This window comes from Streptomyces sp. NPDC058401 (assembly GCF_042722885.1).
In the GTDB taxonomy this organism is placed as follows: domain Bacteria; phylum Actinomycetota; class Actinomycetes; order Streptomycetales; family Streptomycetaceae; genus Streptomyces.
The window spans coordinates 1-24,571 of sequence record NZ_JBHXKA010000027.1; the positions used below are offsets into that span (position 1 = coordinate 1).

General features: G+C 73.4%; 25 protein-coding genes. 9 read left to right on the forward strand and 16 right to left on the reverse strand.

What is annotated here, in order from left to right; translation table 11 throughout:
• Window positions 1–125: 125 nt before the first annotated feature.
• Both argH and ACFWNV_RS12815 read right to left on the reverse strand, forming a co-directional pair.
• Window positions 126–1,556 (reverse strand): argininosuccinate lyase, encoded by a 1,431-nt coding sequence (argH, locus tag ACFWNV_RS12810; RefSeq protein ID WP_383944843.1) that lies wholly within the window; start codon window positions 1,554–1,556, stop codon window positions 126–128.
• 108 nt (window positions 1,557–1,664) lie between these two features.
• On the reverse strand, window positions 1,665–2,858 hold the full coding sequence (locus ACFWNV_RS12815) for an argininosuccinate synthase (RefSeq protein ID WP_383944846.1): 1,194 nt from the start codon (window positions 2,856–2,858) through the stop codon (window positions 1,665–1,667).
• Window positions 2,859–2,977: 119 nt separating this feature from the next.
• Here ACFWNV_RS12815 and ACFWNV_RS12820 point away from each other — a divergent pair, with 119 nt between their 5' ends.
• Genes ACFWNV_RS12820 through ACFWNV_RS12830 form a run of 3 tightly spaced genes read left to right on the forward strand, consistent with a single transcriptional unit; the run spans window position 2,978 to window position 7,265 of the window.
• Complete coding sequence (locus tag ACFWNV_RS12820) at window positions 2,978–5,938, forward strand: hypothetical protein (protein ID WP_383944848.1); 2,961 nt, start codon at window positions 2,978–2,980, stop codon at window positions 5,936–5,938.
• A gap of 43 nt (window positions 5,939–5,981) precedes the next feature.
• Complete coding sequence (locus ACFWNV_RS12825; RefSeq protein WP_383944851.1) at window positions 5,982–6,563, forward strand: pyridoxamine 5'-phosphate oxidase family protein; 582 nt, start codon at window positions 5,982–5,984, stop codon at window positions 6,561–6,563.
• Between the two features lie 6 nt (window positions 6,564–6,569).
• Entirely contained in the window at window positions 6,570–7,265 is a 696-nt protein-coding gene (locus ACFWNV_RS12830) for a L,D-transpeptidase (RefSeq protein WP_383945021.1), read from the forward strand.
• Between the two features lie 7 nt (window positions 7,266–7,272).
• Here the strand turns inward: ACFWNV_RS12830 and ACFWNV_RS12835 are convergent, their stop codons facing one another.
• The 5 genes from ACFWNV_RS12835 to argC form a co-directional block, all read right to left on the reverse strand.
• Window positions 7,273–7,809, reverse strand: a complete 537-nt coding sequence (locus ACFWNV_RS12835) for an arginine repressor (RefSeq protein ID WP_250744663.1) — start codon at window positions 7,807–7,809, stop codon at window positions 7,273–7,275.
• A 22-nt stretch (window positions 7,810–7,831) separates the two neighbouring features.
• A complete protein-coding gene (locus tag ACFWNV_RS12840) occupies window positions 7,832–9,046 on the reverse strand; it encodes an acetylornithine transaminase (protein ID WP_383944854.1) in 1,215 nt (404 codons plus the stop codon).
• Window positions 9,043–9,993: an acetylglutamate kinase gene (argB, locus tag ACFWNV_RS12845; RefSeq protein ID WP_383944857.1), complete on the reverse strand. Its 951-nt coding sequence runs from the start codon at window positions 9,991–9,993 to the stop codon at window positions 9,043–9,045. The genes ACFWNV_RS12840 and argB overlap by 4 nt, the downstream gene beginning before the upstream one ends.
• A complete protein-coding gene (argJ, locus tag ACFWNV_RS12850) occupies window positions 9,990–11,162 on the reverse strand; it encodes a bifunctional glutamate N-acetyltransferase/amino-acid acetyltransferase ArgJ (protein WP_383944860.1) in 1,173 nt (390 codons plus the stop codon). Before argJ ends, argB begins: the two co-directional genes overlap by 4 nt.
• An 88-nt stretch (window positions 11,163–11,250) precedes the next feature.
• The gene (gene argC, locus ACFWNV_RS12855) at window positions 11,251–12,279 is read right to left on the reverse strand and encodes an N-acetyl-gamma-glutamyl-phosphate reductase (RefSeq protein WP_383944863.1); all 1,029 of its coding nucleotides are present in this window, start codon (window positions 12,277–12,279) and stop codon (window positions 11,251–11,253) included.
• 159 nt (window positions 12,280–12,438) lie between these two features.
• On the opposite strand from argC, the gene ACFWNV_RS12860 reads away from it, so the two are divergent.
• A complete protein-coding gene (locus ACFWNV_RS12860; RefSeq protein ID WP_383944866.1) occupies window positions 12,439–13,143 on the forward strand; it encodes a DUF6215 domain-containing protein in 705 nt (234 codons plus the stop codon).
• A gap of 109 nt (window positions 13,144–13,252) precedes the next feature.
• Here ACFWNV_RS12860 and ACFWNV_RS12865 read toward each other — a convergent pair whose 3' ends face one another.
• Genes ACFWNV_RS12865 through ACFWNV_RS12875 form a run of 3 tightly spaced genes read right to left on the reverse strand, consistent with a single transcriptional unit; the run spans window position 13,253 to window position 14,559 of the window.
• Window positions 13,253–13,669 carry a VOC family protein gene (locus ACFWNV_RS12865; protein WP_383944869.1) on the reverse strand — a complete coding sequence of 139 codons (417 nt, stop codon included), beginning with the start codon at window positions 13,667–13,669 and terminating at the stop codon, window positions 13,253–13,255.
• Window positions 13,670–13,678: 9 nt separating this feature from the next.
• The gene (locus tag ACFWNV_RS12870) at window positions 13,679–14,110 is read right to left on the reverse strand and encodes a helix-turn-helix domain-containing protein (protein WP_383944872.1); all 432 of its coding nucleotides are present in this window, start codon (window positions 14,108–14,110) and stop codon (window positions 13,679–13,681) included.
• A 23-nt stretch (window positions 14,111–14,133) separates the two neighbouring features.
• On the reverse strand, window positions 14,134–14,559 hold the full coding sequence (locus tag ACFWNV_RS12875; protein ID WP_383944874.1) for a DUF5997 family protein: 426 nt from the start codon (window positions 14,557–14,559) through the stop codon (window positions 14,134–14,136).
• A gap of 37 nt (window positions 14,560–14,596) precedes the next feature.
• On the opposite strand from ACFWNV_RS12875, the gene ACFWNV_RS12880 reads away from it, so the two are divergent.
• On the forward strand, window positions 14,597–15,376 hold the full coding sequence (locus ACFWNV_RS12880; protein ID WP_383944877.1) for a LysR family substrate-binding domain-containing protein: 780 nt from the start codon (window positions 14,597–14,599) through the stop codon (window positions 15,374–15,376).
• A gap of 37 nt (window positions 15,377–15,413) precedes the next feature.
• Here the strand turns inward: ACFWNV_RS12880 and ACFWNV_RS12885 are convergent, their stop codons facing one another.
• Window positions 15,414–15,875: a hypothetical protein gene (locus ACFWNV_RS12885; RefSeq protein WP_383944880.1), complete on the reverse strand. Its 462-nt coding sequence runs from the start codon at window positions 15,873–15,875 to the stop codon at window positions 15,414–15,416.
• A gap of 159 nt (window positions 15,876–16,034) precedes the next feature.
• Between ACFWNV_RS12885 and ACFWNV_RS12890 the strand changes: the two genes are divergently transcribed.
• Window positions 16,035–16,616, forward strand: a complete 582-nt coding sequence (locus ACFWNV_RS12890; protein WP_383944882.1) for a chitin binding peritrophin-A domain-containing protein — start codon at window positions 16,035–16,037, stop codon at window positions 16,614–16,616.
• A gap of 19 nt (window positions 16,617–16,635) precedes the next feature.
• Here ACFWNV_RS12890 and ACFWNV_RS12895 read toward each other — a convergent pair whose 3' ends face one another.
• Both ACFWNV_RS12895 and ACFWNV_RS12900 read right to left on the reverse strand, forming a co-directional pair.
• A complete protein-coding gene (locus ACFWNV_RS12895; RefSeq protein WP_383944885.1) occupies window positions 16,636–17,409 on the reverse strand; it encodes an N-acetyltransferase in 774 nt (257 codons plus the stop codon).
• Between the two features lie 47 nt (window positions 17,410–17,456).
• Window positions 17,457–18,890, reverse strand: coding sequence for a PLP-dependent aminotransferase family protein (locus ACFWNV_RS12900; RefSeq protein WP_383944888.1), 1,434 nt, complete (start codon window positions 18,888–18,890; stop codon window positions 17,457–17,459).
• Here ACFWNV_RS12900 and ACFWNV_RS12905 point away from each other — a divergent pair.
• Window positions 18,889–19,851: a DMT family transporter gene (locus tag ACFWNV_RS12905; RefSeq protein ID WP_383944891.1), complete on the forward strand. Its 963-nt coding sequence runs from the start codon at window positions 18,889–18,891 to the stop codon at window positions 19,849–19,851. The genes ACFWNV_RS12900 and ACFWNV_RS12905 overlap by 2 nt on opposite strands.
• Window positions 19,852–19,901: 50 nt before the next feature.
• The gene (locus ACFWNV_RS12910) at window positions 19,902–20,099 is read left to right on the forward strand and encodes a DUF1918 domain-containing protein (protein WP_383944893.1); all 198 of its coding nucleotides are present in this window, start codon (window positions 19,902–19,904) and stop codon (window positions 20,097–20,099) included.
• 82 nt (window positions 20,100–20,181) lie between these two features.
• On the opposite strand, the gene ACFWNV_RS12915 is transcribed toward ACFWNV_RS12910, so the two are convergent.
• Window positions 20,182–21,468: a glycoside hydrolase family 10 protein gene (locus ACFWNV_RS12915; protein ID WP_383944896.1), complete on the reverse strand. Its 1,287-nt coding sequence runs from the start codon at window positions 21,466–21,468 to the stop codon at window positions 20,182–20,184.
• A gap of 151 nt (window positions 21,469–21,619) precedes the next feature.
• Between ACFWNV_RS12915 and ACFWNV_RS12920 the strand changes: the two genes are divergently transcribed.
• On the forward strand, window positions 21,620–22,516 hold the full coding sequence (locus ACFWNV_RS12920) for a 3-hydroxybutyryl-CoA dehydrogenase (protein ID WP_383944898.1): 897 nt from the start codon (window positions 21,620–21,622) through the stop codon (window positions 22,514–22,516).
• A gap of 50 nt (window positions 22,517–22,566) precedes the next feature.
• Here the strand turns inward: ACFWNV_RS12920 and ACFWNV_RS12925 are convergent, their stop codons facing one another.
• Window positions 22,567–23,088, reverse strand: coding sequence for an NUDIX hydrolase (locus ACFWNV_RS12925; RefSeq protein WP_383944901.1), 522 nt, complete (start codon window positions 23,086–23,088; stop codon window positions 22,567–22,569).
• 110 nt (window positions 23,089–23,198) lie between these two features.
• Window positions 23,199–24,536 carry a transcriptional regulator gene (locus ACFWNV_RS12930; protein ID WP_383944904.1) on the reverse strand — a complete coding sequence of 446 codons (1,338 nt, stop codon included), beginning with the start codon at window positions 24,534–24,536 and terminating at the stop codon, window positions 23,199–23,201.
• Window positions 24,537–24,571 lie beyond the last annotated feature (35 nt).

The window sequence follows — 24,571 nt, forward strand, 5'->3', positions numbered from 1 at the left end:
GGGGGGCGGGGGGGGGGCGGGCCTTCTGGGGGGCGGGGCCGGGGGGGGCCCACCCCCGCGGGGGGGGGCGCGGGCCCGGGGGGCCCCCCCCCCGCCCCTGCGGGCACCGCGGTTGCTCTCGGCGGTCAGTTCTTGTGCGTGGCCCAGGCGTGCTGGATGACCAGGTCGGCCTTCAGCTCCGTGAGCTGGATCGCCACCGCCGACGGGGCGGTGCCGCCGCGGCCGTCCCGGGAGGCCAGCGCGCCCTTGACGTTGAGGACCGTACGGACCTCCGGGGTCAGGTGCTCCGAGATCTTCGCGAACTGCTCGTCCGTGAGCTCGTCGAGCTCGATGCCGAGCCCCTCGCACTCCTTGACGCACTCGCCGGCCACCTCGTGCGCCACCCGGAACGGCACGCCCTGCTTGACCAGCCACTCCGCGATGTCGGTGGCGAGGGAGAAGCCGGCCGGGGCCAGCGCCTCCATCCGCTCCCGGTTGATCGTGAGGGTGGCCATCATGCCGGTGAAGGCCGGCAGCAGGACTTCGAGGGTGTCGCAGGAGTCGAAGACCGGCTCCTTGTCCTCCTGGAGGTCCCGGTTGTAGGCCAGGGGAAGGGCCTTCAGGGTGGCCAGCAGACCCGTCAGGTTGCCGATGAGGCGGCCCGACTTGCCGCGCGCCAGCTCCGCGATGTCCGGGTTCTTCTTCTGCGGCATGATCGACGACCCGGTGGAGAAGGCGTCGTGCAGGGTCACGAAGGAGAACTCCTTCGTGTTCCAGATGATGATCTCCTCCGCGATCCGGGACAGGTTGATCCCGATCATCGCGGTGACGAAGGCGAACTCGGCGACGAAGTCGCGCGAGGCCGTGCCGTCGATGGAGTTGCCGACCGAGCCGCGCTCGAAGCCGAGATCGGCGGCGACCGCCTCCGGGTCCAGGCCGAGCGAGGAGCCCGCCAGGGCGCCGGAACCGTACGGGGACACCGCGGTGCGGGTGTCCCACTGGCGCAGCCGCTCCGCGTCCCGGGTCAGGGCCTGCACGTGGGCCAGTACGTGGTGGGCGAAGAGCACCGGCTGCGCGTGCTGCAGGTGGGTCCGGCCCGGCATGGCCACGTCGGCGTGCGCCTCGGCGAGACCGACGAGCGCGTCCTGGAGGTCGGCGATCAGGCCGCCGACGATCCGGGCGTGGTCGCGCAGGTACATGCGGAAGAGGGTGGCGATCTGGTCGTTGCGCGACCGGCCGGCGCGCAGCTTGCCGCCGAGGTCGGCGCCGAGCCGCTCCAGCAGGCCCCGCTCCAGTGCGGTGTGGACGTCCTCGTCGGCGATGGTGCCGGTGAAGGAGCCGTTCTCCACGTCGACCGCGAGCTGGTCCAGCCCGGCGATCATGCGGTCGAGTTCGTCGGCCGTGAGCAGGCCCGCCTTGGCGAGCACGCGGGCGTGGGCCTTGGAGCCCGCGATGTCGTACGGGGCCAGGCGCCAGTCGAAGTGGACCGACGCGGACAGCTTCGCGAGGGCCTCGGCGGGACCGTCGGCGAACCGGGCGCCCCAGAGCCGGACGTCACCACCGTTGTTGCTGCTCACAGCTACTGCTCCTCAAGAACGTGCATGGCTTCGGATGTGCAACCGCCTCCCCGTCGCGGAGGTAACGGGGAGACAGTTCGTACTGCGGTGTCGTACTACGGTGCCAGATCAGGCGAGGTCGCGACGGGCCGCGATCTTCGAGGAGAGCCCGAAGATCTCGATGAAGCCCTGGGCCTTCGACTGGTCGAAGGTGTCGCCCGAGTCGTAGGTGGCGAGGTTGAAGTCGTAGAGCGATTCGTCCGACTTCCGGCCGGTGACCACGGCGCGGCCGCCGTGCAGGGTCATCCGGATGTCACCGCTGACGTGCTGGTTGGCCTCGTTGATGAACCCGTCCAGTGCGCGCTTGAGCGGGGAGAACCACAGGCCGTCGTAGACCATCTCGCCCCAGCGCTGCTCGACCTGCCGCTTGTAGCGGGCCAGCTCGCGCTCGACGGTGACGTTCTCCAGCTCCTGGTGGGCGGTGATCAGCGCGATCGCGCCCGGAGCCTCGTACACCTCGCGGGACTTGATGCCCACGAGCCGGTCCTCGACGATGTCGATCCGGCCGATGCCCTGGGCCCCGGCGCGCTCGTTGAGCTGCTGGATGGCCTGGAGCACGGTGACGGGCTTGCCGTCGATGGCGACCGGGACGCCCTCCTTGAAGGAGATGACGACCTCGTCGGCCTCGCGCGGCAGGGCGGGGTCCGCGGTGTACTCGTAGATGTCCTCGATCGGCGCGTTCCAGATGTCCTCCAGGAAGCCCGTCTCGACGGCGCGTCCGAAGACGTTCTGGTCGATGGAGTACGGGGACTTCTTGGTGGTCGCGATCGGCAGGTCCGCCTTCTCCGCGAAGGCGATGGCCTTGTCTCGGGTCATCGCGTAGTCGCGGACCGGGGCGATGCACGTGAGGTCGGGGCCGAGGGCGGCGATGCCGGCCTCGAAGCGGACCTGGTCGTTGCCCTTGCCGGTGCAGCCGTGGGCGACGGTGGTGGCGCCGTGCTTGCGGGCGGCGGCCACGAGGTGCTTGACGATGGCCGGCCGCGAGAGGGCCGAGACCAGCGGGTAGCGGTCCATGTAGAGGGCGTTCGCCTTGATCGCCGGGAGGCAGTACTCGTCGGCGAACTCGTCCCGGGCGTCGGCGACCTCGGCCTCGACCGCGCCGCAGGCGAGCGCCCGCTTGCGGATGACGTCCAGGTCCTCGCCGCCCTGGCCGACGTCCACCGCGACGGCGATGACCTCGGCGCCCGTCTCCTCGGCGATCCAGCCGATGGCGACGGAGGTGTCCAGACCGCCTGAATAGGCGAGTACGACGCGCTCGGCCACGGGGTTCTCCTTACACGGTGCATCCAGCGATAGGCATAACTATGCACTGGTCTGCATGATTCGTCAATCGAGGGAATAACAGGAGGTCAGCGGGCATGCCAACCACCTAGAGTGCGCGCATGGAGATGCTCCCGCCCCTGTCCCGGACCCAATTCCGCTCACCCGCCGCCCGGCTGCTGCACGGCAAGGACCCCGCCCGCGCCCTAGACGGCGACGGCCCGCGGGCATGGGCGGAACTCGACGGGGGCGTCTACTGGGCCACCTTCTCCCGCCACATGGGCTGGAAGTCCTCCGGCACCGTCCGGGTGGGCCCGCACTGGTTCGACCAGCGGGAGATCGCCGACTGGAGCACCGCCCCGCACTGGCACGACGGACACGGGGCGACCTGGGCGGCCACGCCCCCGGCCGCCGCCGAGCTCGCCCTCTGCCTGTGCCACGCCGACCCCCGGGTGCGGGAGGCCGCCCTCGGGCGGGCGGGCGGCCGGCCCGAGGTCCTGGAGCTGGTGCTGATCCGGTGCGCCGACGCGGAGGAGCCCGTACGGGAGCGGGCGCGGGCGGTGCTGACCGCGGAACTGGATGCGGCGGCCGGTGGAGGTGCGGCCGATCTCGTACCCGCCCTGGCGCCGCTCGCCCTGCTGCTGAGCCTGCGCCGGTACGGAGCCTGGGGCTGGGGGCTGTGCCTGGACCGGCTCGGGGCGGTCCCCGCCGGCCTGATCACCGGGCTGACGGACGACCCCGACCGGGAGACCCGCTGCGCCGCCGTCCGGGCCGCCCTGGCCCACGGACTGCTCCCGGCGGACCGCGTCGCGGAACTCGCCGCGGACCCCGCCTCACGGATCCGCCACGCCGCGCTGCACTCCGGGATGCTCGGCACCGAGCAGGTGGCCGGGCTCGTCCTCACCGGACCGGCCCCCGACACCCGGCGGGCCGCCCTCGAACTGGCCCTGGAGGCGGGCAGCCTGACACCCGGGCGGCTCCTGGAAACAGCCGCCGCGAGCCGGGACCGGGTGGTGCGCGCCCGCTGCGAGGAGGCCGCCCGGGCCGCCCTGGACGCCCGGCCCGACGCCCTCACCGACCCCCTCCCCGGCCCCCTCCTCGACTTCCTGCTCGCCCAGGACCGCACCTCCCTGCGGGTCACCGCCGTCGGCGAGCTGCGCCGCGCCGGGCGGGCCGGCGAGGTGGCCGCCCACCTGACGGACCCCGCGCCGCGGATGCGCGAGGCGGCCCGCCGGGAGCTGCGCGCCGCCGGGCAGGACCCGGCGGCCCACTACCGCGGGCTGTGCGCGGAATCCCCGGTGCCCGGGGCGGTGTTCGGGCTGGCCGAGGCCGGCGACGCCTCGGACCTGCCGCTCCTGCGGGTCCTCGCCCGGGCCCCCGACGGACGCGTGCGGGCCGCGGCCGTCTCCGGCCTGCGCAGGCACGGCGCCGCCACCGCGGAAGAGCTGCTGGCGTACCTGGCCGATCCGCATCCGCCCGTCGCCCGCGAGGCCCGCTCGCTGGTGCTCCCGTACGCCCGCACCCGGCCGGAGTCCTGGCTGCTGGAGCTGTTCGCGGCCGGCCGGCCCGCCCCCGTGCGGGTCGTGGCACTGGCCCTGCTGGAGCAGCGCCCGCTCCCGGTCCGGCGCCGGATCGCCCGGTCCCTGACCTCGCACCGCGACCCCGCCGTACGCGGCTGGGCCCGCCGGTTGCTGCAGCAGCCCGCGGAGTGGGGGCTGGCCGCGGGCCGCGACGCGGCACTGAAGCTCGCCGACGGTACGGAGCCGCCGCTCGACGAGGTGCTCGACACCGAGGACCCGGCCGCCTGGACCGCGCTGGACCTCGGGGTGCGGTACATGGCCCCCCAGCACGGCGAGGCCCTCGGCTCGCACCCCGCGACCGCCCTGTGCCACTGGGACGGGCGGATCCGGGAGCGCGCCCTCGCCGGGGCCGCGGGCGTCCCCGGGCTGCTGCCGCTGGCCGTGCTGCGCTGCGCCGACTGGACCCGGCAGGTCCGGGAGGCCGCCCGGAGCCTCGTCGCCGATGCGCTGCGGGATGCCGGGGCGGACACCCTGCGCGCCCTGACCCCGATGGTGATGCACCTCGCGGAGCGCCGCGAGGGCCGCTGGGCCGTCGCCGCGTTCGAGGCCGCGCTGCGCGAGCCCCGGTACGCCGGAGTCCGGGCGGAGCTGTGCACCCACCGCGACCTGCGGACGCGCCGGGCGGCCGTACGGATCACCCTGGAGGCCGCGGGCTCCTTCACGGCCCCCGAACTGGCCCGGCGCGCAGCCGGGGAGCCGGACGCCGTCCTGCGGCGCCTGTGGACGGAGGCAGCGCTGGCCTCCCTGGCCGCGCACGGCTCCGAGGACTCCGCCGTGGACGCGCTGCTGGGCTCCCGTGCCGGATTCGTCCGGGCGGCGGGCGTCACCGCCCTGCGCGCGGCCGGCCGGGCCGCTGAGGCCCCCCGGCACCTCGCCGACCCGTCGGGGACGGTACGGGCCTGCGCCCGGTGGCTGCTCCGCCAGGACGGGGCCGATGCGCACGCCGCGTACCTGCGGCTGTGCGCCGATTCCCCGTCGGCCGGGGCCGTGCTCGGGCTCGCGGAATGCGACGTACGGGCGGACTCCGCCGTGCTGACCGGCCTGCTCGGCCACCGGGACGCCCGGATCCGGGCGGCGGCCCTCGCGGGGCTGCGGCTGCTCGACGCCGGCCCCGGCCCGGAGGTGCTGACCGCGCTGCTGGACGACCCGGCGCCGGCGGTGGTCCGGGAGGCGGCCCGCTCGCTGCGCCCGACGGCCGGCCGGATACCGGCGGGCCCGCTGGTGGCACGCACCCGGCCGGACCGGCCGGCGCACGTCCGCCGGGCCGCCCTGCGGCTGCTGGCCGCCCGGCAGGCCGACGAGGGGCTGCCGGCGCTGACCGCCGCGCTGGACGACCCCGACCCGGCGCTGCGGCGCATCGCCCTGGACCTGCTGCGGAGGTGGGACTGGCAGGCGACGGCCCGCCGGGAGGCCTTCGAACCGGCCCGGCTGCGGGCGCTCTACAAGCGGTACTTCGGCGAGCTCGACCGGAGCGAGATGCGCAGGGCCCGTCTCATCTGGTGAAAACGCCGTCCCACGCCGCCCCCGCCGCACCGATAATCGAACCATGGGAAAGCTCTACGATCGCATTGACGGCAGGCTCCGCACCTTCATCGAGGAACAGCCGATCTTCTTCACGGCCACCGCCCCGCTGTCCGGCGACGGCCACGTCAACCTCTCCCCCAAGGGCCGCGCCGGGACGCTCGTCGTCATCGACGAGCAGACCCTCGCCTACCTGGACTTCGGCGGCAGCGGCGCCGAGACCATCGCGCACGTCCGCGAGAACGGCCGCATCACGCTGATGTGGTGCGCGTTCAGCGGGCCGCCGAACATCGTGCGCATCCACGGCGACGGCGAGGCGGTCTTCCGCGACGACCCGCGCTGGGACGGGCTCGTCGAGCTGTTCGGGAACGCCGACGGACCCGCGGCGCGCGCGGTCATCCTCGTCAAGGCCCGCCGGATCGCGGACGTGTGCGGGTACGCCATCCCCTTCATGGAGTACCAGGGCGAGCGCACGCTCCACGCGGAGTACTTCGGCCGCAAGACGGACGAGGAGTTCAACGCCTACTGCGAGAAGAAGGAGTTCATCGGAGTGAGCGTCGACGGCCTGCCTGCGCTGCCGCTGCCCCTTCCGCCCCGTACCGTCTGACGTGTGCTGCGTACCACGCTCCTCGCCGCCTCACTGATCGTCACCAGCCTGCTGGTACAGGGCCCCCACGGCGACCCGCCGCTGCCCGCCCGGCTCGCCGACACCGGCGGCGGCAGTCAGCTGATCACCGCCGTGGCTCCGGCCCCCGGCTCCACGACCGGGCGCCTGACCTGGTGGAACCGGTGGGCGGGGCGCTGGCACGCGGTGGGGAGCGCGCCCGCCCGCTTCGGCGCGAACGGGCTGACCGAGGGCACGACCCGGACCCAGGGCACGAACACCACCCCGGCCGGCCTGTACGCCCTCCCCTACGCCTTCGGCATCGCGCGCGCCCCGGCCGGTACGGCGCACCCCTACCGGCGGGTGACCCCCGATGCCTGGTGGTGCCAGGACAACGCCTCGGCGAGCTACAACCGCTGGGTGGAACCGCTGCCCGCGGACTGCGCGCCCGGCGAGGCGGAGCACCTGACCACGTACGCGCAGCAGTACGCGCACGCCCTGGTCGTCGCCTTCAACTACGAGCACCCGGTACGGGGCCGGGGCGCGGGCATCTTCCTGCACGTGAACGGCAAGGGTGCGACGGCCGGCTGCGTGTCGGTCCCCGAGGACGCGATGCGCGCGGTACTGCGCTGGGCGAACCCGCGCAGGCACCCGCACATCGCGATCGGCACGGAGTCGGGCGACCTGGCCGTCACCCGGTACTGAGGAGGGGTCAGCCCTCCTTCTGGGCCAGCCTCAGCAGGTGGTCGGCGAGGGCCTGGCCGCCCGCCGGGTCGCGGCTGATCAGCATCAGGGTGTCGTCGCCCGCGATCGTGCCGAGGATGGCCTGGAGCTCGGCCTGGTCGATCGCGGAGGCGAGGAACTGGGCGGCACCCGGCGGGGTGCGCAGGACCACGAGGTTCGCGGAGGCCTCCGCCGAGATCAGCAGTTCGCCGGAGAGGCGCCGCATGCGCTCCTCCTTCGCCGACTCGCCGAGCGGCGCCTGCGGGGTGCGGAAGCCGCCCTCGCTGGGAACCGCGTAGATCAGCTCGCCGCCGGTGTTGCGGATCTTCACCGCGCCGAGCTCGTCGAGGTCGCGGCTGAGCGTCGCCTGGGTGACGCTCAGCCCGTCGTCGGCGAGCAGCTTGGCCAGCTGGCTCTGGGAGCGGACCGGCTGCCGGTTGAGGATGTCCACGATCCGGCGGTGGCGGGCGGTGCGGGTCTGCGGAACGGACTGCCCGTTCGGCTCGTGTTCCTGCGCCTGACTCATCGTCGTCCCATTCCCCGATTGATCATCCGTCCACGTCCGCGGCGGACTTCGCTGCGTCCAGCACGCCGGGCAGGGCCTGGAGGAACGCGTCCGCCTCGGCCTCGGACAGCACGTACGGAGGCATGAGCCGTACGACGTCGGGGGCGGGCGCGTTGACCAGGAAGCCGGCGTCCTGAGCCGCGGCCTGCACCTGCGGTGCGAGCGGCTCGGTCAGCACGATACCCAGCAGAAGGCCCGCGCCGCGGACGTGCGAGACGAGCGGGTGTGCGAATCCTTCGATTCCGCCCCGCAGGTGCTCGCCGCGCTCCTTGACCTGACCGAGGAGCCCGTCGGCGGCGATGGTGTCGATCACGGCGAGGCCGGCGGCGCACGCGACCGGGTTGCCGCCGAAGGTGGTGCCGTGCTGGCCGGGCTGGAGCAGGTCGGCCGCGGGCCCGAAGGCGGCGACGGCGCCGATCGGCAGACCGCCGCCGAGGCCCTTCGCGAGCGTGACGACGTCGGGCTCGACGCCCTCGTGCGCCTGGTGCTCGAACCACTGGCCGCAGCGCCCGATGCCGGTCTGCACCTCGTCGAGGACGAGCAGGGTGCCGGTGGCCCGGGTGATCTCGCGGGCCGCGGTCAGGTATCCGGCCGGGGGAACGACCACGCCGTTCTCGCCCTGGATCGGCTCGATGATCACGAGCGCCGTCTCCTCGGTGACGGCGGCCCGCAGGGCCTCCACGTCGCCGTAGGGAACGTGCGTGACGTCTCCGGGGAGCGGCAGGAACGGGCCCTGCTTCTTCGGCTGGCCGGTGAGCGCCAGGGCGCCCATGGTGCGGCCGTGGAAGCCGCCGTCGGTGGCGACCATGTGGGTCCGCCCGGTCAGCCGGCCGATCTTGAAGGCGGCCTCGACGGCCTCGGCACCGGAGTTGCAGAAGAAGACCTTGCCGGGGCGGCCGAAGAGCTGGAGCAGCCGCTCGCCGAGCGCGAGGACCGGCTCGGAGGCGTAGAGGTTGGAGACGTGGCCCAGCGTGGAGATCTGCTCGGTCACGGCGGTGACGATCGCCGGGTGCGCGTGGCCGAGGGCGTTGACCGCGATGCCGCCGACGAAGTCGGTGTACTGCTTGCCGTCCGCGTCCCAGACCTGCGCGCCCTCGCCGCGTACGAGCGCCAGCGCGGGGGTGCCGTAGTTGTTGGTCAGCGCGCCCTGCCAGCGGGCGGCGAAGTGCTGGTTGCCGGTGGCCTGGTTGCCGGTCATGCGGGGTCCCCTCCCTGGGTGTCGGCGGCCTGTGCTGCCGCCTGTGCGTCGGGCACGACCATCGTGCCGATGCCCTCGTCGGTGAAGATCTCCAGCAGGATCGAGTGCTGGACCCGCCCGTCGATCACCCGGGCGGTGGTCACCCCGTTGCGGACGGCGTGCAGGCAGCCCTCCATCTTCGGGACCATGCCGCTGGACAGCTCGGGCAGCAGCTTCTCCAGCTGGCTGACGGTGAGCCGGCTGATGACCTCGTCGCTGTTGGGCCAGTCCGCGTAGAGCCCCTCCACGTCGGTGAGCACCATCAGCGTCTCGGCGCCGAGCGCGGCGGCGAGCGCCGCTGCGGCCGTATCGGCGTTCACGTTGTACACGTGGTGGTCGTCGGCGCTGCGCGCGATGGAGGAGATGACCGGGATCCGGCCGTCCGCCAGCAGCGCTTCGATCGCGCCGGTGTCGATCGCGGTGATCTCGCCGACCCGCCCGATGTCGACGCTCTCGCCGTCGATCTCGGGCAGGTGCTTGGTGGCGGTGATGGTGTGCGCGTCCTCGCCGGTCATGCCGACGGCCAGCGGCCCGTGCTGGTTGAGCAGCCCGACCAGCTCGCGCTGGACCTGCCCGGCCAGGACCATCCGTACGACGTCCATCGCCTCGGGCGTGGTGACGCGCAGACCCGCCTTGAACTCGCTGACCAGGCCCTGCTTGTCCAGCTGGGCGTTGATCTGCGGGCCGCCGCCGTGCACGACGACCGGCTTGAGACCGGCCTGGCGCAGGAAGACGACGTCCTGGGCGAAGGCGGCCTTCAGGTCCTCGTCGATCATGGCGTTGCCGCCGAACTTGATGACGACGACCTTCCCGTTGTGCCGGGTCAGCCAGGGCAGGGCCTCGATGAGGATCTCGGCCTTGGGCAGGGCGGTGTGCCTGCGTGCGGTGTGCTTGCCTGCCGTGCTCATGAGGAGTACGCGCTGTTCTCGTGGACGTACTCGGCGGTGAGGTCGTTGGCCCAGATGACCGCGGACTGCGCACCGGTGGACAGGTCCGCGGTGATGCGGACCTCGCGGCCCTTCATGCTGACCAGGTCGCGGTCCTCGCCGACCGAGCCGTTCTTGCAGACCCAGACGTCGTTGATGGCGACGTTCAGCCGGTCCGGGTCGAAGGCGGCCTTCGTGGTGCCGATCGCGGACAGAACGCGGCCCCAGTTCGGGTCCTCGCCGTGGATGGCGCACTTGAGCAGGTTGTTCCGGGCGATGGACCGGCCGACCTCGACCGCGTCCTCCTCGGTGGCCGCACCGACGACCTCGATGCGGATGTCCTTGCTGGCGCCCTCGGCGTCGCCGATCAGCTGGCGGGCCAGGTCGTCGCAGACGGTCCGTACGGCCTCCGCGAACGCCTCGTACGCCGGCACCCGGCCGGACGCGCCGGAGGCGAGCAGCAGCACCGTGTCGTTGGTGGACATGCAGCCGTCCGAGTCGATCCGGTCGAAGGTGGTGCGGGTCGCGGAGCGCAGCGCCTTGTCGAGGGTGGCGCTGTCCAGATCGGCGTCGGTGGTGAGGACGACGAGCATCGTGGCCAGGCCCGGGGCGAGCATGCCCGCGCCCTTGGCCATGCCGCCGACCGTCCAGCCGTCCTGGGAGACGGTGGCCGTCTTGTGCACGGTGTCGGTGGTCTTGATGGCGATGGCGGCGGCCTCGCCGCCGTCGGCGGAGAGCGCGGCGGCCGCGGTCCCGATGCCGGGGAGCAGCTTGTCCATGGGGAGCAGGACGCCGATCAGGCCGGTGGACGCGACGGCGACCTCGCCGGCGTTGACGCCGTTCCCGAGACCCTGCTGGTTCAGGACGGCGGCGACCTTCTCCGCGGTGGCGTGGGTGTCCTGGAAGCCCTTGGGCCCGGTGCACGCGTTGGCGCCGCCGGAGTTGAGGACCACCGCGCTGACGGTGGCGCCCCGCAGGACCTGCTCGGACCAGTGGACGGGGGCGGCCTTGACCCGGTTGGAGGTGAAGACGCCCGCCGCGGCCAGGCGCGGCCCGTTGTTGACCACGAGGGCCAGGTCGGGATTGCCGTTCGCCTTGATCCCGGCGGCGATGCCGGCCGCCGTGAACCCCTGTGCTGCCGTGACGCTCACTGCATCTCCTCGTTCGCTTCTCCGCCCGGGCAGCGCGCCCCTGCGGCCATCGTCGTCCTCTGCAGCCCGGTGGCTGCCCGGGCGTCGCTCACGGTGCGACTCCGATCGTGGAAAGACCCAGCGCCTCGGGAAGCCCGAGCGCGATGTTCATGCTCTGGACCGCGCCGCCGGCGGTGCCCTTGGTCAGGTTGTCGATGGCGCTGATCGCGATGATCCGCTGCGCGGCCTCGTCGTACGCGACCTGGATCTGAACGGCGTTGGAACCGTAGACGGAGGCCGTCGCCGGCCACTGGCCCTCGGGCAGCAGGTGGACGAAGGGCTCGTCCGCGTACGCCTTCTCGTACGCGGCGCGGACCGCGTCGGCCGTGGTGCCCGGCAGCGCCTTGGCGGTGCAGGTGGCCAGGATGCCGCGGGGCATCGGCGCCAGCGTGGGCGTGAAGGAGACGGAGACCCGCTGTCCGGCGACGGGGCTGAGGTTTTGCACCATCTCGGGCGTGTGGCGGTGGCCGCCGCCGACCCCGTACGGGCTCATGGAGCCCATGACCTCGGAGCCGAGCAGGTTCGGCTTGAGCGCCTTGCCCGCGCCGGAGGTGCCGGAGGCGGCGACGATCACGGCCTCGGGCTCGGCGAGCTGCGCGGCGTAGGCCGGGAACAGTGCGAGCGAGACGGCGGTCGGGTAGCAGCCGGGTACGGCGATGCGCTTGGAGCCGGCCAGGGCCGCGCGGGCTCCCGGCAGCTCGGGGAGGCCGTAGGGCCAGGTACCGGCGTGCGGGGCGCCGTAGAACTTGTCCCAGTCGGCGGAGTCCTGGAGCCGGTGGTCGGCGCCCATGTCGACGACGAGGACCTCCTCGCCGAGCTGGGCGGCCACCGCGGCGGACTGACCGTGCGGCAGGGCCAGGAACACGACATCATGGCCGGAGAGCACCTCGGGGGTGGTCGCCTCCAGTACGCGTCCGGCCAGCGGCACCAGGTGCGGCTGGAGCGCACCGAGCGGCTGCCCGGCGTTGGAGTTGGCGGTCAGCGCGCCGATCTCGACCTCGGGGTGGGCGAGCAGCAGGCGCAGCACTTCCCCGCCCGCGTATCCGCTCGCACCGGCCACCGCTACACGTACCACCATCGGACCCTCCTCCTCGATGGCATGACTATACGTACGACCGCACGTTTATGCAAAGCAGTCATCCGGCCTCGCCACCCCCAGTGTCACTCCCTTGCCCGCCCGATGATCACGGGTTACGTTCCCCGGGCACATATCGGGGGATCACAGCAGGTGGGGGACATGAGCCAGGACGTCGGGACGATCACGAAGGGCGCCGCGATAGGGCAGGGGCTCACGGCCGTGGCCTTGATCGGGGCCATGGGAATCGGCCTCTGGGTGGCCGGGGAATCGGTGAATTCGACCAGCGGGCCGAAGCCCGCCACGTGCTCGCACGGACTCCCCGAGGAGACGGCCGCACCGGCCGAGGCCGGGCAGGTGACCGGGGCGCAGTTGTGCGCGGCACTGCACCGTCCCGATCTCCCCGAGCTGCTGGGCACTCCGGGGGAGACCGCCAAGAACGCGAACGGCGGCGGGAACACCTCCAAGCCCGTCGGCAGCGACACGGAGGTCCACGCCCCGACCGCCTCGGTCGAGTTCGAGACCTACACCGCGCACCTGAGGGTCTCCTACGGACAGCTCACGGTCGCCACCATGGCCCCGCTCCTGTGGAACACCACCCCGCCGCGGACGGTCCTGGGGCGTCCGGCCATCTTCTACTCGGACCGCACCATCACCTTCAGCTTCAGCCCGGGCGGCGGCGCCGGCACCGGCACCGGCGTCCCCACCCGCGGCCTCGTGGTGGCCCTGGACCCGCAGGACGGCGGCGGCTCCTACGAGCTGAACGTGTGGCGCTCCGACGGCGGGGTGCCCGACGACGCGGTGGTGCTGCGCGTGGCCGAGACGGTGCTGCCGACGATCCCGGGGTGGTCCGCCGCCGCCGGGTGAGGACCCGCGGGAGCGCTGGGCAGCGGCCCCGGGGACGGCGACTCCGGGGTCAGTGGCTCCGGGGTCAGTGGCTCCGGGGTCAGTGGCTCCGGGGTCAGTGGCTCCGGGGTCAGTGGCTCCGGGGCTGGTTGAAGCGGAGCATGTTGCCGGCCGGGTCGCGGAAGGCGCAGTCGCGGACCCCGTACGGCTGGTCGACGGGCTCCTGGAGCACCTCGGCGCCGGCGGCCCGGATGCGTTCGAAGGTGGCGTCCACGTCGTCCGTGGAGAAGATCACCCCGCGGAGCACGCCCTTGGCCAGCAGTTCCGCCATCGCCTGCCGGTCGGCCGGCGAGGCGCCGGGGTCGGCGAGCGGCGGTTCGAGGACGATCTCCACGTCGGGCTGCTCGGGCGAGCCGACGGTCACCCAGCGCATCCCCTCGAAGGCGACGTCGTTGCGCACTTCCATGCCGAGGGCGTCACGGTAGAAGGCGAGCGCCTTGTCGTGGTCGTCGACGGCGATGAAGCACTGCGAAAGCTTGATGGTCATGCCCCGACGCTACGACGCGGCCGTGGATCCCGCTCCCCTGCCGGCCGCGGAGTTCCGGACGGGCCGGGTGAAGACCTTGGCGACGCACGCCGGGATGGCGGCGCCGGCCTCGTGGCGGCGGGCCCGGTAGGCGCTGGGCGTCTCGCCGACCAGCTCCGTGAAGCGCGAGCTGAAGGAGCCCAGCGAGGTGCATCCGACCGCGAAGCAGACCTCGGTCACGCTCAGGTCGCCCCGGCGCAGCAGCGCCTTCGCCCGCTCGACTCGGCGGGTCATCAGGTAGCTGTACGGGGTCTCCCCGAAGGCCGCGCGGAAGCTGCGGGAGAAGTGGCCGGGCGACATGAGGGCGACGGCCGCCAGGGCCGGTACGTCCAGGGGCTCGGCGTAGTCGCGGTCCATCACGTCCCGGGCGCGGCGCAGCCGCACCAGGTCCTCGATCGTCACGCCGCCTCCCGGCCGCCTCGCGGTTACTTCCCGGTCTTCTCGGCCTTCTCGGCCTTCTCCGCCTGCATCTGCTTGATGCGGACGGTCTCCTTGCGGACGTCGGCCTGGGTGGCGCGCTCCTTCGCGAGCCACTCGGGCATTTCCTGCTTCAGGGCCTCGATCTGCTCCGTGGTGAGCGGCTCGGTGACACCGCCGCGCGCCAGACCGGCGATGGAGATGCCGAGCTTCCCCGCGACCACCGGACGGGGGTGCGGACCGTTGTTGCGGAGGTCCTGCAGCCACTGGGGCGGCTCGGCCTGGAGGGCGGTCAGCTCGGTGCGCGAGACGACACCCTCCTGGAACTCTGCGGGGGTGGCCTCGAGGTACACACCCAGCTTCTTCGCCGCAGTGGCGGGCTTCATGGTCTGGGTGGTCTGGTGCGACGTCATGAGGTCAAGGGTATCGAGCATGTGCGCCACCTCCGACCACGGCCGGTAATCTGGCCGGGTGACAGACTCCCGGACACCCCCGTCGTTCCAGCTCGCATACGTCCCCGGGGTGACTCCCACGAAGTGGGTCCGGATCTGGAAGGAGCGCCTGCCCGACGTTCCGCTGACCCTCGTCCAGGTCACTCCGGGCGAGGCCCCCGCACTGCTGCGCGGCGGCGGCGCCGACGCCGGGTTCGTGCGGCTGCCGATCGACCGTACGGACCTCAGCGCGATCCCGCTCTACACCGAGACCACGGTCGTCGTGATCCCGAAGGACCACCTCATGGCCGCGGCCGAGGAGCTGTCGCTCGCGGACCTGGCCGACGACATCGTGCTCCACCCGCTGGACGACACCCTCGAGTGGGAGCAGCTGCCGGGCAAGGCCGCGCTCCAGCGCCCGGAGACCACGGCCGACGCGATCGAGCTGGTGGCCGCGGGCATCGGGGTCCTGATCGTGCCCCAGTCGCTCGCGCGGCTGCACCACCGCAAGGACCTCACCTACCGGACCCTGCTCGACGCCCCCGAGTCGCGCGTCGCGCTGTCGTGGCCCGAGGCGGACGAGACTCCCGAGCTGGTCGAGGAGTTCATCGGGATCGTGCGCGGGCGGACCGTGAACAGCTCGCGCGGGCGCGGCCGTACGCAGCCCGAGCCGGAGCAGAAGAAGGCGAAGCCGGCCCGTAAGCCCGCCCCCAAGTCGGGCGGCAAGCCGGCCGCCAGGAACCCGCGGTCCGGGGCCCCCAAGGGCGGCAAGGCCACGGCCAAGTCCACCGGCAAGCGCGGAAAGCCCCGGGGCCGCTAGGTCAGCCGGTTCAGCCGGTTCAACTGGTTCAGCCGGTTCAGCCGCCGAGCAGACGGACCAGGGCTCCCAGCGAGCCGACCGCGGGCAGCACCGCGACGGCCACGGCGGCGAAGCTGGAGACCGCGGCCCGGGTGGCGTGCCCGCGCGGGTCGGCGAAGTTCGCGCACAGCAGGAGGAGCGCCGACGGCAGGAAGAGCCACGCGCCCGACTCCAGGGTGCCGAAGAGCGACCACCCGAGCAGCACGACCGCCAGGGCCGCGCACGTGCCCGCGAACCGGGCCCGGTGCCCGCGCAGGGCGGTGGGCGCCGCGAGCAGAAGGACCGGCGCGACCGGCAGGAACGGCGACAGCCCTTCCGTGAGCAGCTCCACCACGGGCGGCACCGGGAGGAACAGCGCGACCAGTGCGATCCGCCGCTGCCACGGGTGGGCGGCCCATGCCCGGCGCGCCCCCAGGACGCCGCCCGCCGCTCCCCGGCCGTGCAACGAGATCTCCGCCATGCCCGCCCCCTCCGGCCGCGCCCACTCGACTTGAACGCGTTCAACCTAGCGGATATTCGTACTCCCTGGCGATGCCCCGAGAGCGTTGCGCCCGCCACACACCCGTCCCTATAGTCACTTCGTATTCATTTCGTCACACTGAGTGATCTGGGGGCAAGGGTGTTACGTATCGGCAAGGGACTGGTCTCCAAGGGCCTCACCGCGCTGGCCGCCGGGGCGGTCCTCGCGCTGGGAATGGGGACCGCACCCGCGGGCGCCGCCGAGGGCTCGTGCGCCGGCGGCGTCACCGGGCGGCTGCCGCGCCTGCAGGACCAGCGGTTCTACGTGCAGTGCGCGGGCGGGGTCGCCACCGTCGTGGCCTGCCCCACCGGGCAGGTCTACGCTCACGCCGCCCAGCTCTGCGAGGCGCCCGAGCTGGTCCGGCCCGCCGTGGCCACGCTCGCCACGGCCGGTCCGGCGAAGCTGAACGGGCTGCTGTTCGGGGTCAAGAACCTCAGCACCACCGTGCGGATCGCGGACGCCCCGGCCGGGCTGGACGGCGTGCCGGTCACCTTCACCACCGTCGGCGGCCGGACCCTCTGCACGGCCGTCACCGACCAGTTCGGAGCCGCCCGCTGCGACACACCGGCCCGGCTGACGATCCCGCTGGACGAACTCCTGCGCGGCTACCGGGTCACCTACGCGGGCATCGGAGGGATCTACCTCCCCTCCTCCGCCACGGCCTCCATCGCGCTCCTCTAGGCCGTCCGAAAGCGACGGCCTAGGAGAGGGCGTGCCGGACCCAGACGTTCGGCTCCACGTAGACCGCGAAGCCCTGCTCCGGTTCGCAGTGGACCGGGGAGAGGGCGCCCGGCACGCGGACCGGGCCGGCCGTGTCGAAGGGCAGGCCGGTCCACTGCCGCCACTCGGCGACGGAGCCGGTGATCGTCATCGACAGCGGGGCCACCGAGTCGATGACCCCGCCCGCCCGCACGTGGACCCGTAGCCACGGGTCGTGCGGGAGCCCGTCCTCGCGGGTGCGGTACGCGTACTCGTGGATCGAGGTGTCCGGCTCGGCGGGCTTTCCGCTGGGCCGGACCGGCGCCACCACCTCGGTGAAACCGCGCGCCCGGGCGTTCTCCCGCATCGCGGCGAGCATCCGGCCGGACAGGCCCTCGCCCTGCCGGCCGACGGCGATGCTGATCTCGATCGCGCTCACGGTGTCGGCCTCGGCCCCGCGCCGCCGGTCGGAGAAGGCCCACATCAGGATCCGGTCCCAGCCCTGTGCGGGCAGCGCCCCGTCGCGGCCCGGCGCGTGCTGCGCGAAGGGCACGCTGAAGCCCCGGGCGACCACCGCGTCGCCGTCGGTGGCGATCAGGACGTACTCCGGGAACTCGGCCACCATCCGCGGGTACAGCAGCCAGGCCAGCGCGTCGTGCTGGGCGAACTCGGGCCACGAGTCCTTCATGTCCCAGAGCCGGGCCGCCAGTTCGGGCCGCTCCGCGAGCGTGGTGATCCGGATGCCCGTGCCGCCGGTGTCTGTGGTGTCGTCCATGCCCGCAGGCTAGGCACGCCCCACCTGCGCTTCAACCGATTTCGGGGTCAGGCGTCCGTACCGAGTCCGGCCCTCAGCCGTCGGACGGCCTCGGTCAGTTCGCCCGCGCCGGACACCCCGGCGAAGCTCAGCCGGACGAACGGGCCGGGCGGTTCCGCGCAGAAGTAGGGGCGGCCCGGGGCGACCGCGACCCCGGCGCGCAGAGCGGCCGCCACGAAGGCCGCGTCGTCGCCGCCCCCGCCGGGCCGCGCCCACACCTGGTAGCCGCCGCGCGGCGGATGGGGCACCTCCAGCTCCGGCAGCTCCCGGCGCAGCGCCCCCGTGAGGACGTCCCGGCGGTGGCGCAGTTCGGCGGCCACGGTCTTGAGGTGGCGCGGCCAGGCGGGTGCGCCCACCAGTTCCAGGGCGGCCTCCTGGAGGGGCCGGGGCACGAAGAAGCTGTCGACGACCTGGATGGCGCGCAGCCGGTCGAAGACCGGGCCCCGGGCCGCGAGGGCGCCCACGCGCAGGCTGGGCGAGGTGACTTTGGTCAGGGAGCGCACGTGGACGACCACCCCGTCCGGGTCCTCGGCGGCGAGCGGCGCGGGCAGCGGGCCCGCGTCCTCGTGGGCCAGGGAGCGCGCGTAGTCGTCCTCCAGCACGAACGCCCCGGCGGCGCGCGCGATCCGCAGCACCTCGCCCCGCCGCTCGCCGGACAGGACGGACCCGGTCGGGTTCTGGAACAGCGGCTGGCATACGAACACCCGCGCCCCGGTCGCTTCGAAGGCGGCGGCCAGCAGCTCCGGCCGGACCCCGTCCGCGTCCACCGGGACGGGGACGGGCCGGCAGCCGGCGGCCCGCGCGAGGGCCAGCAGCCCCGGGTAGGTCGGGGATTCGACGAGGATCGGCGCCCCCGGCGGGGCGAGCGCCCGCAGCGCGGTGGCCAGCGCGCTCTGGCCGCCCGCGGTCACCAGGACGTCCGAGGCCGCGACCGCCCCGCCGATCTCCCGCGCGAACCAGTCCCGAAGCTCGAGCAGCCCCTCCACGGGTGGCCGCCCCCACACCCCGGGCCGCCGGCCGGCCCGGGCGAGGGCCGCCGCCATGGCCCGCTCGGGCTGGAGCGCCTCGTGCAGGTAGCCGCTGTGCAGGGCGATGACCCCGGCCGGCGGGGCGGCCAGGGTGACCAGCACCCCGGAGGCGTCCACGGACCGCGGGACCACCTCGCCCGCGTCCTCGGCGCTCAGGGCGACGGCCTGCCAGGAGGTGTCGCCGGGCGCGGGGGCGTGCGTACGGGGCTGCGCGCGGTAGACCCCGGCTCCGGGGCGGGTGATCACCAAACCTTCGGCGGCGAGCTGGGCGAGGGCCCGGGAGACGGTGACGGGACTGACCCGGTACTGCTCGACCAGGGCCCTGCTCGACGGGAGCTTTCCACCCACCGAGTAGCGGTTCAGCTCGACTCGAAGGGATTCCGCCAGTTCCGCCACGCTGCTACGCTCGTACATGACAGCACAGAATAGCGCTACTCTCCCCAACGCGATAGCAGTTCGAGGCACCGAAGCCGGCCGCTCCCGGCCCGCCCTCGGCGGCACCACCCTCGCCGCGGCCGGAGTCGTCACCTTCTCGCTGACCTTCCCCGGCACCGCCTGGGGCCTGGAGAGCTTCGGCCCGTGGTCCCTGTTCGGCCTGCGCTGTCTGCTCGCGGGCCTGACGGCCGGCGCCTTCCTGCTGGCCCTGCGCGTCCCGGTACCGGCCCGCGCCCACTGGGCGGGGCTGGCGGTCGTCGCCGGCGGCGTGGTCGTCGGCTTCCCGCTGCTGACCACCCTGGCCCTGCAGACCTCCACCACCTCGCACGCCGCCGTGGTGGTCGGCCTGCTCCCGCTCACCACGGCGGTCGTCTCCTCGCTGCGCACCGGTGCCCGGCCCTCGCGGAGGTTCTGGGCCGCGGCCGTGGCCGGCGCGGTCGTCGTCCTCGGCTTCACCGTGGCCCAGAGCGGCGGCGCCCTCTCGGCCGGCGACGCCTTCCTCTTCGCCGCGCTGCTGGTGTGCGCGGCCGGGTACACCGAGGGCGGGCGCCTGGCCCGGCTGCTGCCGGGCTGGCAGGTGATCGCCTGGGCGCTGGTGCTGTGCCTGCCCATCGGCCTGGCCGGCTCCCTGCTCGGGCTCGCGTACGAACCGGTCGAGCCGACCGGCCGCGGGGTGGCCGGGCTGGTCTGGGTGGCGGTCGGCTCCTCCTTCCTCGGCCTCTTCGTCTGGTACAAGGGCATGGCCGAGATCGGCGCCGCCCGCGCCAGCCAGCTCCAGCTCGCACAGCCGCTGCTGACCCTGCTGTGGTCGGTGCTGCTGCTCGGCGAGACCCTGTCCCCGGCCGCGCCCGTCGCCGCGTGCGCGGTGCTCGTCTGCATCGCGGTAACGCAGCGGCCGGACCGGCCGGCCCGACAGACCGAACAGGTCAAACAGCAGTGAAACGACCTAAACTGCTAGCACCGGATCGGACCGCCACCTAGGAGGTCAGCATGCGCGCGACCGAGGGCGACCAGCTGGTTCAGCACGGCAGGATCGTGGGCCAGCACGACAAGGTCGGTGAGATCACCCAGGTCCTGGGAGAGAACGGCACCCCTCCCTACCGCGTCCGCTTCACGGACGGACACGAGGCCGTCATGTCCCCCGGCCCCGACTGCATTGTGAAGCACCCCGCCGACCAAGACCACTGACGACCAGGACCACTGGCGACCACGACCACTGACGGGCTGCCCCTGAAGGGCCCGCAGACGGCCCGGGCGACAGACGGGCGGGTCAGCGCGGCGGCACGGCCACCGCCGTCGGATAGTGATCGGCGACCACCTGGGCCATCGCCCCGTTGGGGTCCGCGTCCACCTGCTTCGCGGAGAAGTAGACGTGGCCGCGGACCTCCGGGTGTCCGGCGGCGAACCGCAGGTGCCGGGACAGCTCGCGCGGATCGCGCCAGGCGGCGGTGGAGCTCTCCGCGTCGCAGCGGTACAGCGCCTCCCCCACGTAGAGCTGGACGCGGGTGCCGGCGACGGTCCGCGCCCACCAGGGGACGATGGCGGCGTAGTCGGCGGACGGGTGGCCGATCTGCCAGTACGCCTGCGGCACGATGTAGTCGATCCAGCCCTCGCGCACCCACTTGCGGGTGTCCGCGTACAGGTCGTCGTACGTGCCGACGCCCGCCTGGGTCGGCGAACCGAGCGGATCGCGGTCGGAGTTGCGCCAGACGGCGAAGGGGCTGATGCCGAAGCGCGTCGCGGGGCGCAGCGCCCGCAGCCGCTCGGACATCTCGCGGACCAGGGTGTCGGTGTTGTGGCGCCGCCAGTCGGCGCGGGTCGCGAAGGACCGGCCGTACTGCTCGTAGGCGGCGTCGTCGTCGAAATCGCGGCCCTCGACGGGGTACGGGTAGAAGTAGTCGTCCCAGTGCACCCCGTCGAGGGGGTAGCGGGCGACGGCGTCGAGCATGGCGTCCTGCACGAAGCGGCGCACTTCCGGCAGCCCGGGGTTGTAGTAGAGCTTGCCGCCGTAGGGCACGGTCCAGCCCCGGTTGCGCCGGGCCGGATGCTCGGGGACGAGCAGGCTCCGGTCGGTGTGGTTGGCCACCCGGTACGGGTTGAACCAGGCGTGCAGCTCCAGCCCCCGGGCGTGCGCTTCGGTGACCGCCGTGCCGAGCGGGTCCCAGCCGGGGTCGACCCCCTGCTCGCCGGTGAGCCACTGCGACCACGGCTCGCGCGCCGAGGGCCACATCGCGTCGGCGGTCGGCCGGACCTGGAGGATCACCGCGTTGAGGCGGCGGGCGACGGCGGTGTCGAGGAGGGCCAGCAGCTCGGCGCGCTGCTCCCGCGCGGAAAGCCCGCTCCGCGAGGGCCAGTCCACGTTCTCCACGGAGGCGACCCACATGCCGCGGAACGCCGGCTTGCCCGCCTCCTCCACCCGCTCCCCCGCACCGGCCCGGCCCGTCTCCGGCCGCCCGGCCGCCCGCGACTGCCCGGCCGCCCGCGCGGGGGCCGCCGCCACCGCCGCCAGCACCCCCGCCGCGCCGGCCAACACTCCCCGCCTCCCGATGGACGCCATGTGACGACTCCGTTCCGCTCCGTGACATTGCCTCGTGTCCGCCCAGCATGCCCGCCCCGGCCCGACACGCCGGGCAAGGACGGGGGTAACGTCGGGGGGCGTGGCGGGCGCCGGAACGCAGTTACCACTGCACGAGTACGGGGGACCCGCGATGGAGAGCAGCGAAAGGCACGATGTGACGGACCTCCCAGACGACATCGCACGCGTCGGCGTAGTGGGCTGTGGCCAGATGGGCGCGGGCATCGCGGAGGTGTTCGCCCGGAGCGGGCTCGAGGTGATGGTCGCCGAAACCACCGGCGAGGCACTCGAACTCGGGCGGACCCGGCTGCACACCTCCCTGACCAGGGCCGCCGAACGCGGCAAGATCAGCGAGGAGGAGCGGGACGCGACCCTGGCCCGCCTGTCGTTCACCACCGATCTCGGCGAGTTCGCCGACCGCGACCTCGTCATCGAGGCGGTCGTCGAGAACGAGCAGGTCAAGACGGAGATCTTCCAGGTCCTCGACCAGGTGGTCACCCGCCCGGACGCGATCCTCGCCTCCAACACCTCCTCGATCCCGCTGGTCAAGCTGGCCGTCGCGACCTCGCGTCCCGACCAGGTCATCGGCATCCACTTCTTCAACCCGGCCCCGGTGCAGCAGCTCGTCGAGCTGATCCCGGCGCTGACCACCAGCGACGAGACGATCAAGCGTGCCGAGGCGCTGGTCGGCCAGGCGCTGGGCAAGCACGCGATCCGCGCCCAGGACCGGTCCGGCTTCGTCGTCAACGCGCTCCTCATCCCGTACCTGCTGTCCGCGATCCGGATGTTCGAGTCGGGCATCGCGAGCCGCGAGGACATCGACAACGGCATGGAGCTGGGCTGCGCCCACCCGATGGGCCCGCTGAAGCTCGCGGACCTCATCGGCCTGGACACGGTGGCCTCGGTGGCCGACTCGATGTACGCGGAGTTCAAGGAGCCCCTGTACGCGGCTCCCCCGCTGCTCCAGCGCATGGTCGACGCCGGCCGGCTCGGCCGCAAGACCGGCTCGGGCTTCTACCCGTACAGCTGATCCGCACGGCCGAGCCGCACGGCCGGCCCGCACAGCCGGCCGCGTACGGCTCAGCCGAGCCGCAGGTGGTGCAGCAAGAGCAGCCCGGCCGCCATGTTGGCGGCCGGGATCTCGCCGCGCGCGATCATGTCGGGGACCAGCTTGAGCGGGACCCACTCGCGGCGCGAGGATTCGAAGTCGTCCTCGGGGTGGCCCGTGTACGTGGCCCCGTCCGCCCAGTAGAGGTGGTGGCGGGCGTCGGTCAGCCCGTTGGACGGCTCGACGGTCATCAGGTGGTGCAGGGGGCCGGGCCGCCAGCCCGACTCCTCCTCCATCTCGCGGGCGGCCGCCCGCTCCACCGACTCGCCGTCCTCGACGACCCCGGCGGGCAGCTCCCAGCCCCAGCTGTCGGTGATGAAGCGGTGGCGCCACAACAGCAGCACCTCGTTGGCCTCGTTGACGGCCGTGGCGACGGCGACCGGGCGCAGCCGGATCACGAAATGGTCCAGGTGCCGGCCGTCGGGGAGCTCCACATCGGCGAGATTCACATCGAACCAGCGGTTCGTGTACACGGTTTGCTCACTCAGGTTCATCCACTGCACGGTTCTGCCACCTTCCGATCGAGTAGGTGGCAACATGGCAGCAGTTCCCCCCGGCCCAGGGGAACGCGCAAAGGGCGGCGCAGAGAACGCCACGGGGGATGTCACAGCGGAACGCGCAGCGCCCCGTCGATGAGTTCGGCCGTGTCCTCGGCCCCCGAACAACCGCTGGTCAGCAGCTGTTCCCGGACCGCCCGCAGCCGGTCGCGCAGGCGCAGCGATTCCATCCCCTTGGCCCGCTCGGCCATTTCGGCCGCCGAGGCCACCGCCTGGTCGGCCTCGCCCTGGCGCAGCTGGATCTCGCACAGCATCGCGAGCCGGTGCACCCGGCCCCGGTCGTGCGCGGGGGTGCCGACGGCCGCCGAAGCCTGCTCCCGGGCCGCCCGCAGATCACCCATGCCGAGCAGCGCCTCCGCCACCTGTACGTTGACCAGCCCGGGCTGGACGTACCCCGTCTCGTCCGGCTCCGTGCCGGGCCGGATCCGTTCCGCCGCCGCCTCGGCCTTGCGGATGCAGGCCAACGCGGCTGAGGCATCACCGAGTTGGGCGTAGGCCTTGGCCTGCATGGCGTACAGGTCGGCGGCCAGGGCCGGGGTGGTGTGCCGGCCCGCGGCGCGCAGGGCGGCCTCGGCGAAGGCCACGGCCTGGCGGAACTCCCGTAGATGCAGGGACTGGTTGACGATCAGCGCGATCACGTAGGCCCCGAGCCCCCGGTCCCCGCTCGCCTTGGCCAGCCTCAGCGCCTGGTGGAAGTAGCGCTGGGCCAGCCCGTGCGCGTCCGAGTCGTACGCGCAGATCCCCGCCACGGCCACCAGGGAACCGCCCGCCCGGTGCAGGCTGCGGCCGAGGCCGTCGGAGTAACTGCCGCGCAGCATGGGGGCGGTCTCGGTGCCGAGGAAGCGGACCACCCGGTCGCGGGTGGCCACGCCGCCGGCCCTGCGGTACATCAGCTCGTAGTGCGCGCGGGCCGCCTTGAGGATCTCCACGTGCTCGGGTCCGACCCGGGTCGGACCCTCGCGGGACACGTCGGCATCCTCCGGCGGGTTCTCCCACTCCCACACGGGCATCACCGCGGGGGTGCCGGTCAGGGCCCCGGCGTCGAGGGGCTGGCGGCCGTTGCCGTCGGAGCGCCACAGTGCGGCGGCGCGGTCCACGAAGCCGCTGAGCGCAGACCCGTGGGGATCGGCGGGCTGCCCGGGCAGCCCGAGCCCTACGTCGTCGAGGGAGAGCGGCCGCCGCAGCCGTCCCCCGATCACCTCGCAGATCAGGTCCGGGACCTGACCGCGCGGGCGCTGCCCCTTCAACCACCGTGCCACGGCCGTGTGTTCGTACCGCAGCGCGAGTCCGCGGGTGCGGCCCGCCTGGTTCACGTACGCGGCGAGTCCTGCGTGGGACATGCCCGCCTCTGCGAGGAGGGCATCGAGCAGTGCATTGGGCTGCATGGCCCCTCCAAGGGCTCGTCGCATCCAGGCTAGTG

What these genes read in the sequence shown, in the direction of transcription:
- ACFWNV_RS12820 (WP_383944848.1), top strand. Translation starts at nt 2,978, where the DNA reads ATGGAGATGCTCCCGCCCCTGTCCCGGACCCAATTCCGCTCACCCGCC.
- ACFWNV_RS12825 (WP_383944851.1), top strand. Translation starts at nt 5,982, where the DNA reads ATGGGAAAGCTCTACGATCGCATTGACGGCAGGCTCCGCACCTTCATC.
- ACFWNV_RS12835 (WP_250744663.1), bottom strand. Translation starts at nt 7,809, where the DNA reads ATGAGTCAGGCGCAGGAACACGAGCCGAACGGGCAGTCCGTTCCGCAG.
- ACFWNV_RS12840 (WP_383944854.1), bottom strand. Translation starts at nt 9,046, where the DNA reads ATGACCGGCAACCAGGCCACCGGCAACCAGCACTTCGCCGCCCGCTGG.
- argB (WP_383944857.1), bottom strand. Translation starts at nt 9,993, where the DNA reads ATGAGCACGGCAGGCAAGCACACCGCACGCAGGCACACCGCCCTGCCC.
- argC (WP_383944863.1), bottom strand. Translation starts at nt 12,279, where the DNA reads ATGGTGGTACGTGTAGCGGTGGCCGGTGCGAGCGGATACGCGGGCGGG.
- ACFWNV_RS12860 (WP_383944866.1), top strand. Translation starts at nt 12,439, where the DNA reads ATGAGCCAGGACGTCGGGACGATCACGAAGGGCGCCGCGATAGGGCAG.
- ACFWNV_RS12865 (WP_383944869.1), bottom strand. Translation starts at nt 13,669, where the DNA reads ATGACCATCAAGCTTTCGCAGTGCTTCATCGCCGTCGACGACCACGAC.
- ACFWNV_RS12875 (WP_383944874.1), bottom strand. Translation starts at nt 14,559, where the DNA reads ATGCTCGATACCCTTGACCTCATGACGTCGCACCAGACCACCCAGACC.
- ACFWNV_RS12885 (WP_383944880.1), bottom strand. Translation starts at nt 15,875, where the DNA reads ATGGCGGAGATCTCGTTGCACGGCCGGGGAGCGGCGGGCGGCGTCCTG.
- ACFWNV_RS12895 (WP_383944885.1), bottom strand. Translation starts at nt 17,409, where the DNA reads ATGGACGACACCACAGACACCGGCGGCACGGGCATCCGGATCACCACG.
- ACFWNV_RS12905 (WP_383944891.1), top strand. Translation starts at nt 18,889, where the DNA reads ATGACAGCACAGAATAGCGCTACTCTCCCCAACGCGATAGCAGTTCGA.
- ACFWNV_RS12900 (WP_383944888.1), bottom strand. Translation starts at nt 18,890, where the DNA reads ATGTACGAGCGTAGCAGCGTGGCGGAACTGGCGGAATCCCTTCGAGTC.
- ACFWNV_RS12910 (WP_383944893.1), top strand. Translation starts at nt 19,902, where the DNA reads ATGCGCGCGACCGAGGGCGACCAGCTGGTTCAGCACGGCAGGATCGTG.
- ACFWNV_RS12915 (WP_383944896.1), bottom strand. Translation starts at nt 21,468, where the DNA reads ATGGCGTCCATCGGGAGGCGGGGAGTGTTGGCCGGCGCGGCGGGGGTG.
- ACFWNV_RS12920 (WP_383944898.1), top strand. Translation starts at nt 21,620, where the DNA reads ATGGAGAGCAGCGAAAGGCACGATGTGACGGACCTCCCAGACGACATC.
- ACFWNV_RS12925 (WP_383944901.1), bottom strand. Translation starts at nt 23,088, where the DNA reads ATGAACCTGAGTGAGCAAACCGTGTACACGAACCGCTGGTTCGATGTG.
- ACFWNV_RS12930 (WP_383944904.1), bottom strand. Translation starts at nt 24,536, where the DNA reads ATGCAGCCCAATGCACTGCTCGATGCCCTCCTCGCAGAGGCGGGCATG.